18 protein-coding genes and 1 riboswitch are annotated in these 19,005 nt (G+C 60.2%); of the genes, 8 read left to right on the top strand and 10 right to left on the bottom strand.

Annotated features, from left to right (window positions below):
* Positions 1-126: 126 nt before the first annotated feature.
* Entirely contained in the window at positions 127-531 is a 405-nt protein-coding gene (locus tag AC1ROI_RS07480; protein WP_010466921.1) for an acyl-CoA thioesterase, read from the bottom strand.
* Between the two features lie 189 nt (positions 532-720).
* Positions 721-823, top strand: a riboswitch (S-adenosyl-L-homocysteine riboswitch).
* 23 nt (positions 824-846) lie between these two features.
* On the opposite strand from AC1ROI_RS07480, the gene ahcY reads away from it, so the two are divergent.
* From ahcY to rhlE2, 4 genes are all read left to right on the top strand, one after another.
* Entirely contained in the window at positions 847-2,256 is a 1,410-nt protein-coding gene (gene ahcY, locus AC1ROI_RS07475) for an adenosylhomocysteinase (RefSeq protein WP_077747242.1), read from the top strand.
* Between the two features lie 191 nt (positions 2,257-2,447).
* Positions 2,448-3,293: a methylenetetrahydrofolate reductase [NAD(P)H] gene (gene metF, locus AC1ROI_RS07470; RefSeq protein WP_010466919.1), complete on the top strand. Its 846-nt coding sequence runs from the start codon at positions 2,448-2,450 to the stop codon at positions 3,291-3,293.
* A gap of 125 nt (positions 3,294-3,418) precedes the next feature.
* Entirely contained in the window at positions 3,419-4,222 is an 804-nt protein-coding gene (locus AC1ROI_RS07465) for a substrate-binding periplasmic protein (RefSeq protein ID WP_010466917.1), read from the top strand.
* Between the two features lie 222 nt (positions 4,223-4,444).
* Entirely contained in the window at positions 4,445-6,322 is a 1,878-nt protein-coding gene (gene rhlE2, locus AC1ROI_RS07460; RefSeq protein WP_010466915.1) for an RNA helicase RhlE2, read from the top strand.
* Positions 6,323-6,568: 246 nt separating this feature from the next.
* On the opposite strand, the gene AC1ROI_RS07455 is transcribed toward rhlE2, so the two are convergent.
* From AC1ROI_RS07455 to AC1ROI_RS07445, 3 genes are all read right to left on the bottom strand, one after another.
* The gene (locus tag AC1ROI_RS07455) at positions 6,569-7,153 is read right to left on the bottom strand and encodes a YceI family protein (RefSeq protein WP_077747241.1); all 585 of its coding nucleotides are present in this window, start codon (positions 7,151-7,153) and stop codon (positions 6,569-6,571) included.
* A gap of 32 nt (positions 7,154-7,185) precedes the next feature.
* Complete coding sequence (locus tag AC1ROI_RS07450; RefSeq protein WP_010466911.1) at positions 7,186-7,737, bottom strand: cytochrome b; 552 nt, start codon at positions 7,735-7,737, stop codon at positions 7,186-7,188.
* 265 nt (positions 7,738-8,002) lie between these two features.
* Positions 8,003-9,760, bottom strand: a complete 1,758-nt coding sequence (locus AC1ROI_RS07445; RefSeq protein WP_102594552.1) for a flavin monoamine oxidase family protein — start codon at positions 9,758-9,760, stop codon at positions 8,003-8,005.
* 222 nt (positions 9,761-9,982) lie between these two features.
* On the opposite strand from AC1ROI_RS07445, the gene AC1ROI_RS07440 reads away from it, so the two are divergent.
* Complete coding sequence (locus AC1ROI_RS07440) at positions 9,983-11,389, top strand: adenosylmethionine--8-amino-7-oxononanoate transaminase (protein ID WP_077747239.1); 1,407 nt, start codon at positions 9,983-9,985, stop codon at positions 11,387-11,389.
* 195 nt (positions 11,390-11,584) lie between these two features.
* Entirely contained in the window at positions 11,585-12,304 is a 720-nt protein-coding gene (locus AC1ROI_RS07435; RefSeq protein WP_010466899.1) for a 16S rRNA (uracil(1498)-N(3))-methyltransferase, read from the top strand.
* A gap of 116 nt (positions 12,305-12,420) precedes the next feature.
* On the opposite strand, the gene AC1ROI_RS07430 is transcribed toward AC1ROI_RS07435, so the two are convergent.
* The 3 genes from AC1ROI_RS07430 to AC1ROI_RS07420 are packed head-to-tail and all read right to left on the bottom strand — an operon-like array spanning position 12,421 to position 14,961.
* On the bottom strand, positions 12,421-13,323 hold the full coding sequence (locus AC1ROI_RS07430; RefSeq protein ID WP_017341248.1) for a transporter substrate-binding domain-containing protein: 903 nt from the start codon (positions 13,321-13,323) through the stop codon (positions 12,421-12,423).
* A 27-nt stretch (positions 13,324-13,350) separates the two neighbouring features.
* On the bottom strand, positions 13,351-13,701 hold the full coding sequence (locus tag AC1ROI_RS07425; RefSeq protein ID WP_010466895.1) for a RidA family protein: 351 nt from the start codon (positions 13,699-13,701) through the stop codon (positions 13,351-13,353).
* An 18-nt stretch (positions 13,702-13,719) separates the two neighbouring features.
* The gene (locus tag AC1ROI_RS07420; RefSeq protein ID WP_102594551.1) at positions 13,720-14,961 is read right to left on the bottom strand and encodes a D-amino acid dehydrogenase; all 1,242 of its coding nucleotides are present in this window, start codon (positions 14,959-14,961) and stop codon (positions 13,720-13,722) included.
* Positions 14,962-15,068: 107 nt separating this feature from the next.
* Here AC1ROI_RS07420 and AC1ROI_RS07415 point away from each other — a divergent pair, with 107 nt between their 5' ends.
* Entirely contained in the window at positions 15,069-15,977 is a 909-nt protein-coding gene (locus AC1ROI_RS07415; RefSeq protein WP_077747237.1) for a LysR family transcriptional regulator, read from the top strand.
* Between the two features lie 113 nt (positions 15,978-16,090).
* Here AC1ROI_RS07415 and trhA read toward each other — a convergent pair whose 3' ends face one another.
* Positions 16,091-16,708 carry a PAQR family membrane homeostasis protein TrhA gene (gene trhA, locus AC1ROI_RS07410; protein ID WP_010466891.1) on the bottom strand — a complete coding sequence of 206 codons (618 nt, stop codon included), beginning with the start codon at positions 16,706-16,708 and terminating at the stop codon, positions 16,091-16,093.
* Positions 16,709-16,837: 129 nt separating this feature from the next.
* On the opposite strand from trhA, the gene AC1ROI_RS07405 reads away from it, so the two are divergent.
* Entirely contained in the window at positions 16,838-17,752 is a 915-nt protein-coding gene (locus tag AC1ROI_RS07405; protein WP_010466890.1) for a LysR family transcriptional regulator, read from the top strand.
* Between the two features lie 85 nt (positions 17,753-17,837).
* On the opposite strand, the gene madM is transcribed toward AC1ROI_RS07405, so the two are convergent.
* Positions 17,838-18,602 carry a malonate transporter subunit MadM gene (gene madM / locus AC1ROI_RS07400; RefSeq protein ID WP_010466889.1) on the bottom strand — a complete coding sequence of 255 codons (765 nt, stop codon included), beginning with the start codon at positions 18,600-18,602 and terminating at the stop codon, positions 17,838-17,840.
* A 5-nt stretch (positions 18,603-18,607) separates the two neighbouring features.
* Entirely contained in the window at positions 18,608-19,000 is a 393-nt protein-coding gene (madL, locus tag AC1ROI_RS07395) for a malonate transporter subunit MadL (protein ID WP_010466888.1), read from the bottom strand.
* Positions 19,001-19,005 lie beyond the last annotated feature (5 nt).

Genomic DNA, 19,005 nt, shown 5'->3' with positions numbered 1-19,005 from the left:
TTCACTGACCGTCCAACGAAACTGGCTCTGTAGGAGCGAGGCTTTCCAGCGAAGGGTTCACCTCGGTATTGCTGGTGACACAAATGACGCCTTCGCGAGCAAGCTTCGCTCCTACGGGGGCTCGCATTACTCGCTGGCGACGTCGTCCTTGAACTGGTCTTTGACGTACTTGATCTCGGTCTGGCCGTGCGGCGCGGGCAAGCCGTCTTCACCCAGGTTGACGAAGACAATCTTATCCACCGTCAGGATGCTTTTGCGGGTGATCTTGTTGCGTACTTCGCATTTCAGGGTTATCGAGGTACGACCGAACTCGGTGGCAGTGATGCCCAGTTCGATGATGTCGCCCTGGCGCGAGGCGCTGACGAAGTTGATCTCGGAAATGTACTTGGTGACCACTCGCTGATTGCCCAGCTGGACGATGGCGTAGATCGCCGCTTCTTCGTCGAGCCAGCGCAACAGGCTACCGCCGAACAGTGTGCCGTTGGGGTTGAGGTCTTCGGGTTTTACCCATTTGCGGGTGTGGAAATTCATAGGGGGCTCCAGGATTGAGACGTTTGAGCGATAGGGTTCTGCCCCCAGCTTCAAGTTTTAAGCGCCAAGCTGCAAGTAAATGCAGATTCGCTGTTGCTTGCCGCTTGTAGCTTGTCACTTGCCACTAGCCGGACAAAGGAAGCTATAATCGCCACCGATTTAAAACGGCTACTACCGTTTTCCCGCCACCTGTCCGAGGGGCGCTGCAGCAGGTTCGACCTGTCAGGCTCGGATGGGGCGTTGACTGGCCATGATCGGCCGGACACTAAACGCACAACGGCGCCCATTCGCATACATTACGAATGGAGGCTCATCATGAGCGCTGTTATCACGCCTGCAGATTTTAACGATTACAAAGTGGCCGACATGTCCCTGGCTGCCTGGGGCCGTCGCGAAACCATCATCGCCGAATCCGAAATGCCAGCCCTGATGGGTCTGCGCCGCAAGTACGCCGGTGAGCAGCCACTCAAAGGCGCCAAGATCCTTGGCTGCATCCACATGACCATTCAGACTGCCGTGCTGATCGAAACCCTGGTTGCCCTGGGTGCCGAAGTGCGTTGGTCGTCCTGCAACATTTTCTCGACTCAAGACCAGGCCGCTGCCGCTATCGCTGCTGCCGGTATCGCGGTTTATGCCTGGAAAGGCGAAACCGAAGAAGAGTACGAGTGGTGCCTGGAGCAAACCATCCTCAAAGATGGCGCGCCTTGGGATGCCAACATGATCCTCGACGACGGCGGCGACCTGACCGAGCTGCTGCACAAGAAATACCCGGCGATCCTGGACCGCGTCCACGGCGTCACCGAAGAAACCACCACTGGCGTTCACCGCCTGCTGGACATGCTGGCCAAGGGCGAGCTGAAAATCCCGGCCATCAACGTCAACGACTCGGTGACCAAGAGCAAGAACGACAACAAGTACGGCTGCCGTCACAGCCTGAACGATGCGATCAAGCGTGGTACTGACCACCTGCTGTCCGGCAAGCAAGCGCTGGTCATCGGTTACGGTGACGTGGGCAAGGGCTCCGCTCAGTCCCTGCGTCAGGAAGGCATGATCGTCAAGGTCTCCGAAGTCGACCCGATCTGCGCCATGCAAGCCTGCATGGACGGCTACGAGCTGGTTTCGCCGTTCATCGACGGTATCAACAACGGTACTGAAGCCAGCATCGACAAAGCCCTGCTGGGCAAGATCGACCTGATCGTGACCACCACCGGCAACGTCAATGTTTGCGATGCAAACATGCTCAAAGCCCTGAAGAAGCGCGCTGTTGTCTGCAACATCGGCCACTTCGACAACGAAATCGACACCGCTTTCATGCGCAAGAACTGGGCATGGGAAGAAGTGAAGCCGCAGGTTCACAAAATTCACCGTACCGGCCCTGGCGCATTCGATGCCCAGAACGACGACTACCTGATCCTGCTGGCCGAAGGCCGTCTGGTTAACCTGGGTAACGCTACCGGTCACCCAAGCCGCATCATGGACGGTTCGTTTGCCAACCAGGTTCTGGCGCAGATCTTCCTGTTCGGCCAGAAGTACGCCGACCTGTCGCCAGCCCAGAAAGCCGAGCGCCTGACCGTTGAAGTACTGCCGAAGAAACTCGACGAAGAAGTGGCCCTGGAAATGGTCCGCGGTTTCGGCGGCGTTGTGACTCAACTGACCAAGACCCAGGCCGACTACATCGGCGTGACCGTCGAAGGTCCGTTCAAGCCGCACGCTTACCGCTACTAAGACAAAGCAGCTGCGAGCTTTAAGCTTCAAGCGGCAAGCAAGGTCAAAAGCCGAACTTGCCGCGCGAAGCTCGAGAGCTCTGCCCCTATTCCAAAACAGTTTCAGGCAGCAGGCTCCAGGCACAAGAGATCAGCGCACCTCCGCTTCTCTTGCAGCTCGCAGCTTGCAGCTTGTAGCTGGAGGTTCCCTCCATGTCCCAAGACCGTCGCTACAGCTTCGAGTTCTTCCCTACGAAGACCGACGCTGGGCATGAAAAGCTACTCGCCACTGCCCGTCAGCTGGCCACGTACAACCCCGATTTCTTCTCCTGCACTTATGGTGCTGGCGGTTCGACCCGTGATCGCACGCTCAACACCGTGTTGCAGCTCGAAAGCGAAGTCAAAGTCCCGGCTGCGCCGCATCTGTCTTGCGTTGGCGACAGCAAGGACGACCTGCGCGGCCTGCTGGCTCAATACAAGGCAGCCGGCATCAAGCGTATCGTTGCCCTGCGCGGTGACCTGCCATCCGGCATGGGCATGGCCAGCGGCGAAATGCGCCACGCCAACGACCTGGTTGAATTCATTCGTGAAGAAACCGGCGATCACTTCCACATCGAAGTCGCCGCCTACCCGGAGATGCATCCGCAAGCGCGAAATTTCGAAGACGATCTGAACAACTTCGTGCGCAAGGCCAACGCTGGCGCCGACAGTGCGATCACCCAGTACTTCTTCAACGCCGACAGCTACTTCTACTTCGTCGAGCGTGTACGGGCGATGGGCGTGAACATCCCGATCGTGCCGGGGATCATGCCGATCACCAACTACAGCAAACTCGCGCGTTTCTCCGACGCTTGCGGTGCGGAAATCCCGCGCTGGATCCGCAAACAGCTGGAAGCCTACGGCGACGACACCCAGAGCATTCAAGGCTTTGGTGAGCAAGTCATCACCGAAATGTGCGAACGCCTGCTGCAAGGTGGCGCACCGGGGCTGCACTTCTACACACTGAACCAGGCTGAAGCGAGCCTGGCGGTGTGGAACAACCTGAAGCTGCCGCGCTGAAACAGTGCAGCACTCCAATGAAGGCTCTGGCGCAATCCAGGGCCTTTTTTATGGATTGCGCCTCGGGCCAGAGCTTCTGGATCCGATTTCTGGCTCTTTATGACTTCTCGTCGTAATCTCAAGCCATGCCTCTGATCGCACAGTTACTCACCGTGTTTCTATTCTCTTGCCTGAGCTTTGCCGCCCGGGGCGAGAAGTTGCGCATTGTCACCGAGCCGTGGGCGCCTTATGTCTATGAGGAAAACGGCAAATCCCTGGGCCTGGATTACGAAACCACGGCGATCGTGTTCAAACGCCTGGGGATCGAAGTGGACTGGCAGTTCCTGCCATGGAAACGCTGCCTGTCGATGCTTGAAACAGGCCAGGCGGATGGAGCGCTGGACATTTTTCACAGCGATGAACGCGACGCTACCTTGCTCTACCCCAGCGAACCGCTGTCGGAAGTCGAGTTCGTGATGTTCTACGCTAATGAGCGGCCCCATCCGTTCCGCACCCTCGACGACCTGAAAGGCCTGACCGTCGGCACCTCGCCGGGCTACCTCTATAGCAAGGATTTCAGCGAGTCGACTTTGTTCACCCGGGAGCCGGCGCCAACCCATGAAGCCAACTTCGGCAAACTGGTGCGCGGGCGGATCGACCTGCTGATCACTGATCGCCGGGTCGGGCAGCACTTGCTCGACGAATTGGGCATCCGCGACAAGATCACCGAAAACCCCACCGTCATCAGCCGCCAGAGCCAGTTTTTGGCGGTACGCCGTAACGCCGGCATGGATTTGCTGGTGCAGCGTTTCGGTGCCGAACTCAAGCGCTTCAAGCGCGAGCCCGCCTACGCTGAGCTCAGCGCCCGTTATGGTGCAGGCCCGGGGGTGCAAGCCGCCGCCACCACCACCGAAAAAACCGTTGAGCAGCAGGAAAGCGGCGCGCAGTGATTGCTCTGTTATACTCCGGCCTTCCCGCCAGGCTCACGCCCGGACGCTCGGACTTGTTCAAGGCATCTCGATCCGCTACAGCGCAGCTTTTCAGCCCGCGCGAGCGCTCCAGACGAGCTTTCAAGGCCCAGCAGGACCGGACGGGATTGCGTTCCTCTTAAACGCCATTCGCGCCAGGCAAGACTCCCATTGGGCCAAGCCCTAACTAAAACAGGATTACTCATGTCCTTTGCTTCCCTCGGTCTCTCCGAGGCTTTAGTCCGCGCCATCGAGGCAGCGGGCTATACCGAGCCTACTCCGGTGCAACAGCGGGCTATCCCCGCCGTGTTGCAAGGTCGCGACCTGATGGTCGCGGCTCAGACAGGTACTGGTAAAACCGGCGGCTTCGCCCTTCCGATTCTGGAGCGGTTGTTCCCCAACGGTCACCCGGACAAATCCCAGCGTCACGGCCCGCGCCAACCGCGCGTACTGGTCCTGACCCCTACTCGCGAACTCGCGGCTCAAGTACACGAGAGCTTCAAGGTTTATGCCCGTGACCTGAAGTTCGTCAGCGCCTGCATCTTCGGCGGCGTCGGCATGAACCCGCAGGTTCAGGCCATGTCCCGTGGTGTCGACGTGCTGGTGGCCTGCCCTGGCCGCCTGCTCGACCTCGCCGGCCAAGGCAGCGTCGATCTGTCCCACGTGGAAATCCTCGTGCTGGACGAAGCCGACCGCATGCTCGACATGGGCTTTGTCCATGACGTGAAGAAGGTCCTGGCTCGCCTGCCGAGCAAACGTCAGAACCTGCTGTTCTCGGCGACCTTCTCCAAAGACATCACCGACCTTGCCGGCAAGCTGCTGCACAACCCGGAACGCATCGAAGTCACGCCGCCGAACACCACGGTCGAGCGTATCGAGCAACGCGTCTTCCGCCTGCCAGCCAACCACAAGCGTTCGCTGTTGGCGCACCTGATCACCGCTGGCGCCTGGGAACAGGTCCTGGTGTTCACCCGCACCAAGCACGGCGCCAACCGTCTGGCCGAGTACCTGGACAAACACGGCCTCAGCGCCGTCGCGATCCACGGCAACAAGAGCCAGAACGCCCGCACCAAAGCCCTGGCCGACTTCAAGGCCGGTGAAGTGCGCATTCTGGTCGCCACCGACATCGCCGCTCGCGGCCTCGACATCGACCAGTTGCCACACGTGGTCAACTTCGAGCTGCCGAACGTCGACGAAGATTACGTTCACCGTATCGGCCGTACCGGCCGTGCCGGTCGTTCGGGCGAGGCGATCTCGCTGGTCGCCCCGGACGAAGAAAAGCTGCTGAAAAGCATCGAGCGCATGACCAAGCAGAAGATTGCCGATGGCAACCTGATGGGCTTCGACTCCAGCGCTGTAGAAGCCGAGAAACCGGAAGTTCGCGAGCGTCCGGATGTGCGTAACCCACGCAACCCACGTGGCCCGCGCGGCGACGGCCCGAACGGCACCGGCGGTGGCGGCGGTCGTAAAGACAAGGGCAAGGACAAGGGCGGCAAAGAAAAAGCGCCTGCCACTGGCCGTGGCGATCGCCCGGCCCGTGAACACAAGCCACGCGAAGGCACCCCGGCTCGCGAGCAACAGCGTCCGGCTCCTCGTGCTGCCGTTGATCGTGCTCCGGATGAGTTCCTGGACGACGATGTGGATAACTTCGGTAACCGCGTTGACTACGTGCCTCAAGCCAAACCGGCTCAGGGCCGTGGCCGCCGTCCGGGTGCTCCGGCACCAGGCGCGGCAGCCGGCGCAGGTGCTCCACGCACCGGCGGCAAGCCTCAGGGTCGCCAAAGCGGTCCACGCAGCAGCGACGGCGCCACCACCGGCACGCCGCCGGCCAAGCGCAGTGGCCCACGTAACGGCGCTCCACGTGACGGCCAGGCCCGCCGCGAAGAGTCCCGCAACCGTCGTCCGGCTCGCACCGACGACCAGCCGCGTTCGGAACCGGCCGTGCAAAACCCGCGCGGCCCGGCACCGAAGATTATTCACAAGGAGTCGAAAACCGATCGTTTCCCGACTCCAGAGCAACTTGATCAACTGCCAGGCCGTCCACGCGGTGAGAAGCCAGCGTTGCTGACCCGCAATCGCTGATTTAGCACTGCCATAAAAAATGCCCCGGCTCTCACGACCCGGGGCATTTTTTTGGCCTGACGCAACCCCCTGTAGGCGCGAGGCTTGCCCGCGAAGGGGTCAACCGGATTTCTGTGGAGAGGCCGCTGGCGCTTTCGCGGGCAAGCCTCGCTCCTACAGGATTTTGGGTGCGACGCAGATTATGTTCGGCCATAAAAAACGCCCCCGATCGCGAGATCGGGGGCGTTTTCGTGTCAGGGGCGAAAATTACTTCGCCTTCACACCTTCAAACGAAACGTACAACTCGACGGCATCGGACGCTGGGCCCAGGTCTTTCTGCTTGCCGAAGTCGGAACGCTTGATGCTGGTGGTGCCTTCGAAGCCGGCACGGTAGCCGCCCCATGGATCCTTGCCTTCGCCCAGGAAGGTAGCCTTGACCACGACTGGCTTGGTCACGCCAAGGATGGTCAGGTCGCCGGTCACGTCGGCAGTGTCTTTGCCAGCGGCGTTTTTGCCGGTGGATTTAACGCTGGTGGAGACGAACTTGGCTTTTGACCCGTCGAGGAAGTCTTTGCTGGCGATGTGCTTGTCGCGCTCGGCATGGTTGGTGAACACACTGGCGGTGTTGACGTTGAACTCGATCTTGCTCGCTTCCGGCTTGGCCGCATCGAAGCTGAACTTACCGTCGATGTCCTTGAAGGTACCGGTGATGTAGCTGTATCCCAAGTGGCTGATCTTGAAGTCAACGAAGGCGTGCTGGCCTTCTTTGTCGACGACGTAGTCAGCCGCCATCACGTTAGCGGACAGCAGAGCCGAACCGATTGCCAGAGCAGCGAGTGTTTTTTTCAACATGCTTTCTATTCCTTTGGAGTCGAGGTTGAACTTCAGGCTTTGCGGCCCAGCATTCGATTGAGGGTCGCATCACGATCGATAAAGTGGTGCTTCAATGCTGCCAACGCGTGGAGACCGGAAAAAATTACCAGCGCCCACGCCAGATACAGATGAATCACACCGGCGGTGTCTGCCTGGTCCGGTAGTCCGGAAACCAGCGCAGGAATTTCAAACAGGCCAAACACCGAAATCCCGACACCGTCTGCGGTGGAAATCAGGTATCCGGCAATCATCACAGCAAACAGGCTGAAGTACAGGAACGAATGACCGAACTTGGCGCCGAGACGCGTCATGCGGCTATATGTCTCCAGTGTCGGCGGTGGCGGGCTGATAAAGCGCCACAACACCCGCAGGACCATGACAGCCAACAACACCAGGCCAATGCTCTTGTGCAATTCCGGCGCGTCTTTGCGCCAGGTGCTGTAGTAGTCGAGACCGACCATCCACAAGCCCAGCGCGAACAAACCGAAGACCGCCAGCGCCACGCCCCAGTGCATAAAGACGCTGACCCAACCGTAGCGGGAAGAAGAGTTACGTAGCTGCATTGCCCAAATCCTGTGAGAACTGCGACCAAGACTATCGAGTTATCTATCGAATTAAAGCGGAAAATTTCGCTTTGAAATATCGAGAAATACGATCAAGAGTCTGAAATAGAGTCGTTAAGGAAAGATTAAAGACCAATGTGTAATAAAAAATGAAGTCCAGCCATGGAACACCTGCACCACAAGATTTATTCGATTCTTGTGATTGGTTTCTTTCAGGCATAAAAAAACGCGGCATGTCTGCCGCGTTTCTTTGAGTGCCAAAAGCTTACTGCGCTTTGGTTTCCGTCGCCGGGGTCGTAGAAGTTTTTGCCGCTGGTTTCTTCGCGGTTTCAGCCTTCTTCGCCGGGGCTTTGGCCGGCGCTTTTTTGGCTTCGGTCTTGGCAGCAGGCTTTTTCACCGGGGCTTTCTTGGCCGGCTCGGCTTTCACCGGGACCACAGGCTTCGGCGCTTCAACCGGTACAGGTGCTGGAGTCGGTGCCGGCGTTGGAGCAGGTGTCGGCGCCACTGGCTCTGGTGCCTTGACCGGTTCCGGCTTCTTGTCGTCATCGGACGAACCACCGAACAGGTTGGTGAAGAAGTTGCCTTTCTTCGCCGCCACCGCGCCGGCCGCTACAGCGGTCGCTGCCGGCACAACCTTCGCAGGCTCAAACGACTTGCCCGCCGCCAGGTCTTCAACCTGACTGGCTGCACGTTGACCGGTGCGCAATGCGCCTTCCAGCGTGCCTGGGTACAAGGTGTCGGTGTGTTCGCCAGCGAACGCTACGCGTTGCAGCGGACGTTCCCACAGGCGCCAGTATTTGCTGATCTGGCCCGGGCCGAAGGCCAGGTAAGCGCCGCCCATCGACGGGTCGGTGCTGTAGCGGCGGATTTCATAACCGGTGAACGAACCGCGCGCCTGTGGATAAAACGCGTGCAGACGAATCAGCACCTGGTCGACCATCTGCTTATCGCCGAACGCCTGCATCACCCGTGCGTTGTCGCCGGACAGGTTGATCACCACGTTGGCGCCACCCTTCAGCGCCGGCTCGACCCACAACATGCCCAGGCCAGTGTTGCTGTAGATCTCGCCGGACATGCGCGCCTTGCTTTCCCACACTGGCGTCTTGAACTTCAGCATGATCTGGTCACGCCAGCCGTAGTTGGTGCCCTTGATGGCACCCAGGTGCTGGGCGTCCAGCGCCGGGATCATCTGAATCTTGTTCAGGGCGCGCAACGGCACGGCCACCACCACGTAGTCAGCCTGATAGCCAACGCTGCCGACTTTGACGGTCACACCGTCCTTGTCCTGGTTGATGGACGACACCGGAGAGCTGGTCTTGATGGTTTTCAGCTGTTTGACGAAGGCCTGGGCCAGTACCGGGCTACCACCGAGCAGACGCGAAGCGCGCAGGTCACGGTCGGAGACGCCACGGTAAACACGGCTCTGCTGTGCGAAATACAGCAACGACAGGCGCGAAGGTTCGTCGTAACGGGTACGAATCTGCTGGTTCACCAACTGACGTGCCGTGGCTGGCAGGCTCAGACGGTCGAGCCAGTTGGAAACGTTGATCTGATCCAGAGCGTGCAGCGTACTGTTGGCCGACGGGTTCTGCGGATCTTCGATCGAACGCGCCAGATCGTCCAAGGTCTTTTCGTAGCGCTTGAGGGCTTCGGCGGTGGCCGGTTCCTTGGTGGCCAGGTCGGCGGCGGTGTAATACACGCCATCGATCAGGTAGCTCGGGGTCCGCACGAATTCAGGGGCTGGCGTGGTGCTCAGCTTGAAGGTCGATACGTATTTGTTCAGCACCGGCTGGGTCTTGTCGTTGCCGATCCACTCACTGGTGGCCATACCGGAGCGACCGCCCAGGCTCGGCTTGGCTTCCAGCAGGGTCACCTGCCAGCCTTTGTTCTGCAGTTCATAAGCGGCAGTAAGGCCCGAGAGCCCGCCGCCGATCACGATCGCCGTTTTATCCTTGGCCAGCGCAGACACGCTGAACAGCCCCAACATCACCAGCGCACAGGCGCGCAGCCAACCAGCAGACATTCAGCGAACTCCGGAAATACACGAGGAAATAGCGGTTTTACGAGTCAGACGACTCAAAGAACCGCGAAGAATACGTCAGCCATCAAAAGGCCGCCAGCGACGTCTATCGACCTATACAAAGTAGCTCAATCGACACAATGGGTTGTCCCCGTGCGATGCATTGCATAGGCTTGCGCGATTGTTTGCCCGCGAAACCAGCGAGCCGCCTCGAGGAGACTGAACATGGGCCTGAATAATCAGTGGATGCAACGCGATCTTGCGGTGTTGTGGCATCCCTGCACCCAGATGAAAGACCACGAACAGCTGCCACTGATCCCGATCAAGCGCGGTGAAGGCGTATGGCTGGAAGACTTCGAAGGCAAACGCTACCTCGACGCCGTCAGCTCCTGGTGGGTCAACGTGTTTGGCCACGCCAACCCGCGCATCAACCAGCGCATCAAGGATCAGGTCGATCAGCTGGAGCACGTGATTCTGGCCGGTTTCAGCCATCAGCCGGTGATCGAGCTGTCGGAGCGTCTGGTGAAGATGACGCCGGAAGGCCTGACGCGGTGCTTCTACGCCGATAACGGTTCGTCCTGCATCGAAGTCGCGCTGAAAATGAGCTTTCACTACTGGCTCAACCGCGGCCAGCCGAACAAGAAGCGCTTTGTCACCCTGACCAACAGCTACCACGGCGAAACCATGGCGGCGATGTCGGTAGGCGATGTGCCGCTGTTCACCGAAACCTACAAGGCGTTGCTGCTGGACACCATCAAGGTGCCGAGCCCCGATTGCTACTTGCGCCCCGAAGGCATGAGCTGGGAAGAACACTCGCGGAACATGTTCGCGGCCATGGAACAGACGTTGGCCGAGAACCACGACACTGTCGCGGCGGTGATTGTCGAGCCGTTGATCCAGGGTGCCGGCGGCATGCGCATGTATCACCCGGTGTACCTCAAACTGCTGCGCGAAGCCTGTGATCGCTATGGCGTACACCTGATCCACGACGAAATCGCCGTCGGCTTCGGCCGCACCGGGACGATGTTCGCCTGTGAACAGGCCGGCATCCGCCCGGACTTCCTCTGCCTGTCCAAGGCCCTGACCGGCGGCTACCTGCCGCTGGCGGCCTGCGTCACCACCGAGGATGTCTACAGCGCCTTCTACGACGACTACCCGACCCTGCGCGCCTTCCTGCATTCGCACAGCTACACCGGCAACCCGCTGGCGTGCGCGGCGGCTTTGGCGACGCTGGATATCTTCGAAGAAGACAACGTCATCGAGAACAACAAGGCATTGGCGCAGCGCATGGCCAGCGCGACCGCGCACCTGGCCGATCACCCGAACGTTTCGGAAGTGCGCCAGACCGGCATGGTGCTGGCCATCGAGATGGTCAAGGACAAGGCGACAAAAGAAGCTTATCCGTGGCAAGAGCGTCGCGGTTTGAAGGTGTTCCAGCACGCGCTGGAGCGCGGTGCTTTACTTCGACCGTTGGGCAGCGTGGTGTATTTCCTGCCGCCGTATGTGATTACACCGGAGCAGATCGATTTTCTGGCCGAAGTGGCCAGTGAAGGGATCGACATCGCGACCCGTGAAGGCATCAGCGTGTCGGTGCCGAAGGACTTCCACCCCGGCTTCCGCGATCCGGGCTGAGTCACCGAAAAACCCTGTGGCGAGGGAGCTTGCTCCCGCTCGGCTGCGAAGCAGTCGTACTCCGGCTTGCGCGTTTTAACTGACAAATCGCGGTCGCCGGGTTTGGGGCTGCTTCGCAACCCAGCGAGAGCAAGCTCCCTCGCCACAAAAGCTGATTGAGCACGCTGCTATATTCGACTTTTACAGAGATCCAAGATGAGACTGTCCCGCTTCTTTATCGACGCCCCCTTGAGCACCGGCGAACACGAATTGCCCGAGGCCCAGGCCCATTACATCAGCCGCGTGCTGCGGATGGCCGAGGGTGATGCGCTGCAATTGTTCGACGGCTCAGGCCATGAGTTTCGGGCCACGCTGGTGGAGGTCGGCAAGAAGCGCGTCGTCGTGCAGATCGATGAAAGCTTCGCCGGGCAAATCGAGTCGCCCTTGCAGATCCACCTCGGCCAGGGCTTGTCCCGAGGCGAGCGCATGGATTGGGCGATTCAGAAAGCCACTGAACTGGGCGTCACCGAAATCACCCCGATCTTCAGCGACCGCTGTGAAGTGCGCCTGAAGGATGAACGCGCCGACAAACGCCTGATGCACTGGCGTCAGGTGGCGATCAGCGCGTGCGAGCAATGCGGGCGTTCACGGGTGCCGGTGATTCATCCGCCGCTGTTGCTGGCGGACTGGTTGAAGCAGACCGAGGCTGAGTTGAAACTGGTGCTGCATCCGGTGGCTGAGCCGTTGGTGAGTCATGCCAAACCGACAACCTTGGCGTTTCTGATCGGGCCTGAGGGCGGGTTGTCCGATGCCGAAGTCGAGCAGGCCAAGGCTGGCGGTTTTCACGCCGCCCGCCTCGGTCCTCGCGTATTGCGCACCGAAACCGCACCCGTCGTGGCGTTAGCGGTGGCGCAACAACTGTGGGGCGACTTCTAGGTTCTGATCGTTCCCACGCTCCGCGTGGGAATGCAGCCCGTGACGCTCCGCGTCACTGGACGCAGAGCGTTCCTAGAGGCATTCCCACGCAGAGCGTGGGAATGATCTGTCCGCAACTACTGCACCGGATCACTCACCGGTTTGGCGATGATGGCTTTCAGCTCGCTGGTCATCGGGAATTCCAGGTTCAAGCCTTTGGGCGGGATCGGCTGTTGGAACCAGCGGTTGTAGATGCCGTTGATTTCCCCTGAGCTGTACAGGTCAGCCAGTGTGGAGTTGACCAGTGCCAGGAACTGCGGATCATCCTTGCGCACCATACAGCTGTAGATTTCCCGCGACTGCTCCTCGCCCACCACCACCCACTTATGCGGATCGCGGGCCTTCGCTCGTTCACCATAGAGCAGCGCGTCGTCCATATAGAACGCCGCCGCCCGACCCGACTGCAGCATCTGGAAAGCCTCGCCATGGTCCTTGGCGCTGATCACGAACATATCGATCTTGTGATCGACGTTATAGCTCTTCAGAAACCGTTCATTCGTTGTGCCCGCGGTGGTCACGACGTTCTTGCCGCGCAGGTCAGCGAAACTCTTGATGCCGCTGTCCTTCGCCGTGAGCAACTGACCCTTCACGTAGATAAACCCGTAGGAAAACGCCACTTGCTGCATGCGCTCGGCGGTCACGCCGGTGGAGCCGCACTCAAGGTCGACCGTGCCGTTCTGCACCAGCGGAATGCGCGTTTGCGAGGTCACCAGGTTGTACTTCACCTGCAGATCCGGCAGTTCAAGCTTTTGCTTGATGCGCTCGACAATCTTGCTCGCCAGGTCCACCGAATAGCCCATCGGCTGCCCCGTGTGATCACCCACGTAGGAGAACGGCACCGACGCGTCGCGATAGCCCAGCGTGATGCTCTTGGCATTGGCAACCTTGTTCAGCGTACCGGTCAGTGGCGTTTCGTTCGCCTGGACCTGACTGGCGAGCAGCAGACCGAGGGTGCAGCCGATCAACGTGATTTTTTGCATTGTTATTCTCCGTTGTGGGTTGAGCGATTAGCGGCGCGCTGCGATCACGGTGATTTCCACCAGGACCTCGGGACGGGCCAGTTGCGCCTGCAAAGTAGTGCGGGTTGGCGCTTTGCCCGGTGACAGCCACTGCGACCAGACCTCATTCATGGCGGCAAAGTCGCGGCCAATGTCGTTCAGGTAAATGGTCGCGTTGAGCAGATGATCCTTGTCGCTGTCAGCTTCGGCCAGCAACGCATCGATCTTCGCCAGCACCTCGGCGGTTTGGCCAGTGACGTCGAGGCTGTCACCCGGAACCTGTCCCGAGAGAAACACCAGATCGCCAAAGGTCACCGCGCCAGAGAGCCGGCTGTTGCTGTTGATACGGTTGATGCTCATCGGTTTTTCCTTTTCAAGTCAGGCGACGCGGGGGGCGAGGCCCTGCATTTCAATCGAGGGTGCGCGCCGGGCGATCAACTCGCTGAGCAACCGGGCGCTGCCGCAAGCCAGGGTAAAACCCAGGGCGCCATGGCCCAGGTTGAGCCACAGGTTGCGGTACGCCGTCGCGCCAATCAACGGCACGCCGCTGGGAGTGGCCGGGCGCATGCCGGCCCATTCGATGGCGGCGGTGTAATCGCCGGCATTGGGTAAGGTTTCCTGCGCCTGGCGCTTGATCAGCGCCAGACGTTTGGGGTCGAGCGCCGGGTCGAAACCGACGATGTCGACCATCGCCGCCACGCGCAGTTGATCACCGATGCGGGCATAAACGATCTTGCGGTTGTAATCGGTGATGCTCAGCTCCGGCGCGCGATGTTCGGTGCGCACGGGCAAGGTCAGGCTGTAGCCCTTGAGCGGATACAGCGGCAGGTGCATGCCGGGCAGCGCCAGCGCCGGACTGCGATGACCGGCGGCGATCACCAGTTGCTCGACCGGCAGCACGTGCGAACCCATTTCGACAGCCTGCACCGCGCCATCCGCGTGGCGAATGCCGGTGACCTTGCGTCCCAGCAAAAACTCGCAACGCCCCGACGCCTGGAGCCGAGCCAGCAGTTGCTGGCAGAAAGCATGGCAATCGGCGACTTCTTCATCAGGCGTATAAATCGCGCCCACAAACGGCGCCTCGGCAAGCGCAGGCTCCAACTGTGCGCATTCGGCACGCGACAGCACGTGCTGCTGTTGCGGATCGGCCAGGCCATGGCGCGCATGCTCAAAACTCGCGGCTTCACGAAACGTCACCAGTTTGCCGTTGCGCCGCCAGGCGAAGCCGTCGAGACGGTCTTCGTCCCGCCAGCCTTGCAGCGTGGACTGGCTCAGCAGCGCCAGACGCAGCAGGTGCGCGCCGTTGCGCTGATTCACAGAACGACGGCACGCCGCCAGGAAGGCCCCCATCCAGCGCCATTGCGCCGGGTCCAGGCGCGGACGCAACTTCAGCGGAGAGTCACCGCGCAGCATCCAGCCAAGCGCCTGCAACGGCACGCCGGCATCGGCCAGAGGCGCGACGTAACGGTAGGACAACTGGCCGCCGTTGGCGAAACTGGTCTCGCTACCCAGCGAATCCCGGGCCTCGATCAGCGTCACGTCGATGCCGTCGCGAACCAGTGCGTAAGCCGTCGTCAGGCCGATGACGCCGCCACCGATGATGCAAACCCGCTGAGCCATGTCTGTCCTTAACCGTTGTTGAAACAGGCTTCAGGTTAGGACCAGGTGACAGACCTTGAACAATGCATAAAGATGCCTGACCCATAAACAAAGGTTATGGACTTGCCATGCGACTGCGACACATCGAGATTTTCCAGGCCATTCGCCAGACCGGTTCGGTCAGTGGCGCCGCGCAGTTGCTGCACGTGTCGCAGCCGGCGGTGAGCAAAGTGCTGCAACACGCCGAGCAGCAACTGGGCTTCCCGTTATTTCTGCGGGTGCGCGGTAAATTGCAGGCCACGCCCGAAGCGCTGGAGCTTGAGCGCGAAGTCGACAAGGTCACCGAAAGCCTGCAAGGCGTGCGACGTCTGGCCCAGAGCCTGCGCCGCGAGCCGGGTCACAGCGTGAGGATCGGCGCGATCCCGGCGCTGGCCTTGTCGCTGCTGCCGCCGGCCATCAACGAGTGGACGCAACGCTACCCGGACATTGTCTGCGAGCTGTCCAGCGCCCACAGCCGTGAGTTGATGCAGAATTTGTTGATGCGCGAAGTGGATGTCGCGCTGACCTTGCAACCGCCGGATCATCCGGGCCTGAAGGCGCAGCCCCTGGCCTGCGGGGTGTTGGTGGCGCTGGCGCCGTTGGGCTATTGGACCGACGACGCCTTGGGCCAGCCATTACCCTTGATCGAACTGGCCGGCGCGCCGCTGATCGGCCTGTCCAGCGCCGATCCGCTGGCGGCCAGGCTCGACAGCTACCTTGAGGCGGTCGAGCCGCCACCACGGGTTCGCATCGCCGTGCAGACCTATTCGCTGGCGCGGGCGATGGTTGAATCCGGTGCCGGGCTGGCGGTGATCGACCCGTTTACTGCGCTTGGCGCATCCCCCGCCACCACGGCGATTCGACCTCTGGCGCCCGCGTTACCGATCACGTTGTATGCGGTCACCCGCGCCGACGAACCGCCGCCCCATACCTTGAGCGACTTGTTGCAGGTGTTCAGCCGACGGGCGCAGGCACAACTGGATCGCCTGTGTTCCTGAGGGAGCATGCCTGCTCGCGAATGCGGTGGATCAGTCAGCGATGATGTCGACTGACCTGGCGCTTTCGCGAGCAGGCTCGCTCCCACAGGTTTTTCATATAGCTGCGGTGCGATCTACAAGACATAAAACATAATCGCCACGAAGTGCAGCAGACTCCCGGCGATCACGAACAGATGCCAGATCCCGTGGGCATGACGCAAACGACTGTCCAGCGCAAAAAAGACAATGCCCACGGTGTACAACACGCCGCCCGATGCCAGCCAGGCAAAACCTGTGCTGCCCAGCGCCGCCAGCAACGGCTTGACCGCCACCAGCACGATCCAGCCCATCACCGCGTAGATCACGATCGACAGAATCCGCGCTTCCGAACGCGGTTTGATCTCTTGCAGGATGCCGATCAGCGCCAATCCCCAGACAATTCCGAACAAGGTCCAGCCCCACGGCCCGCGTAGCGTCACAAGACAGAATGGCGTGTAACTGCCCGCAATCAGCAGGTAGATCGAAAAGTGATCGACCTTCTGCATGATCGCTTTCTTGCGCCCGCGCACGCTGTGGTAAACGGTCGATGCGCTGTAAAGCACCATCAAGGTAAATCCGTAAATCGCCACGCTGACAATCTTCCACGGGCTGCCGTCCATGCTGGCAATCACCAGCATCCACACCACCCCGACCATCGCCGCCACCGCACCGACCAAATGCGTCCAGGCGTTCAATCGTTCCCCGTGATACATGTGTCGCCCACCTCAACATTCGTTACAACATGGCGCAAGGCTCAGCCCTTGAGCCTAAAAGCGCAATGTTTCAGATCACAAATCCGCGCATACGTGCACAATCGAGCCATTCGACCAAGAGTCACGCCCATGCTGATCGACGAAGAGTTGACCCTGAAAAAACTCGAGGTGTTCCTCGCCTTCATGCGCACCGGCAACCTGGCCCGGGCCGCCGCCGAGTTGCAGACCAGCAACGTCAGCGTGCACCGCGCCATTCACTCGCTGGAAAGCGCCTTGCGCTGCCCGTTGTTCAAGCACGAAGGCCGCAACCTGACACCGCTGGAAAGCGCTTATGTGCTGGAAGAACGCGCCCAGAAGCTGATTCAGGACGTGGTCGAAACCGTGCGCCTGACCCGCGAAGCGGCCGGGTTCTCGGCGGAACGTTTCAAGCTCGGCTCGTTGTATTCGCTGACGGTGAAGACGGTGCCGCAGCTGATCATGGGCCTGAAAATCCGTCGCAGCGAGCTCAACATCGATTTGATCCTCGGCTCGAATTTCGACCTGCTGTACAAGCTCAAGAACATGGAAGTCGACGCGATCCTGGTGTCCCTCGACGACAGCGTCAACGACCCGGACTGCGAGCAGATTCCACTGTTCTCCGATGACATCTTCCTGGCCACGCCAGCGGATTCGAAGTTTGCCCAAAGATCGGAAGTGGACCTGGCCGAAGTGCGCGATGAAACTTTCATCACGCTCACTCAGGGGTTTGCCACGCATCAGGACGGTAATCGGGTGTTCAAGCAGGCGGGGTTCGAGCCGAAGGTGGCGATGCAGGTCAACGACATCTTCACCCTGCTGAGCATGGTCAGCTCGGGGGTGGGTTATGCGTTGCTGCCGGGGCGGATTGCGGCGGTGTATGAGAACCGTGTGAAGCTGATTCCGTTGCAGGAAAAGTATCGGTTGCAGCAGCACATTGGCGTGGTGTTTTTGAAAGCCAAGGAGCGCGATCCGAATCTGCTGGCGTTGTTGGCGGAGTGTCGGATGTATGCCAATCGCCAGGCCTGAGACCCTGTCGCGCCCTTCGCGGGCAAGCCTCGCGCCTACAGGCATTGCGCAGATCCTGTGGGCGCGTGGCTTACCCTCTAGCGCATCAGCCCATTAATCCGCGCATGATCAGAAACAGCAACGAAGGCCCGAGTAAACAGCCCAATGCCGTGTAGAACGCGGCGGTCAGGCAACCATAAGGCACCAGTTTCGGATCCGTGGCCGCCAACCCGCCCGCCACACCGCTGGATGTCCCCATCAAGCCCCCGAAGATCACCGCACTGCGTGGGTTGTTCAGACCAATCATCGGCGCCACGAACGGCGTCATGACCATCACCAGAATGGCTTTGATCAACCCTGCGGCAATCGACAGCGCCATGACCTCGGAACTGGCACCGATGGCAGCCCCGGTGACCGGACCGACGATATACGTCACAGCCCCGGCACCAATGGTGGTCAGGCTGACCGCATCGGTGTATCCGAAGGCCATGGCCACGGCGACACCCGCGATGAACGACGTCCCGACGCCGACGAATAACGCCAGTACTCCGACAAAACCGGCACGTTTGAGCTCATCGACACTGACGCCGAACGCCGTGGCCACAATGGCGAAATCGCGCAACATGGCACCGCCCAGCAGGCCGATCCCGGACAGCAACGGGATGTCCACCACGCCTTTCTGGCCACCGGTCAACGCACCACCGACATACGACAACAACAGGCCGAGCAAAATGGCGATGGCCGAGCCGTGCAAGCGGCCTTTAGTGAACGTATTGGAAATCCAGTAGGACACCCACATGGTCACGCCGACAATCAGAAAGCCACTGATCAGGCCGTAACCGGTAATTACCTTCATCATCGATTCGTACATGGCGATCACCCTACCGTCTTCGGAGGAATGACAGAGGCGGGTTCCTTGTTGCCGATGCGTACCAGCACCGGCACCAAGGCAAAGGCGATAACCACCGCTGCCGTCCCCGCCAGAATCGCCATCGGCCCACCCTTGAGTGCGCCATAGACGTTTTGTTGCGCCGCCATGGCGACGACGATCGGAATATAAATTGCGCTCCAGAACTCCACGCCCTGCTCTGTCTTGCCTTTGAACCAACCACTTTTATTCAGGTAACTGCCGAGGCCGATCAACAGCAGCATCGCAATACCTACACCGCCAACGTTGGCCGGTACGCCAATCAGCTTGCCGAGCAGTTCACCGACAAAAATACCCACCAGGGTACAAAAGGCGAGAAACGCCACACCATAAATAATCATTGTTG

The sequence above is a fragment of the Pseudomonas sp. GW823-FHT02C02 genome, from assembly GCF_058797635.1.
This window is presented reverse-complemented; position numbering and strand designations above follow the sequence as displayed.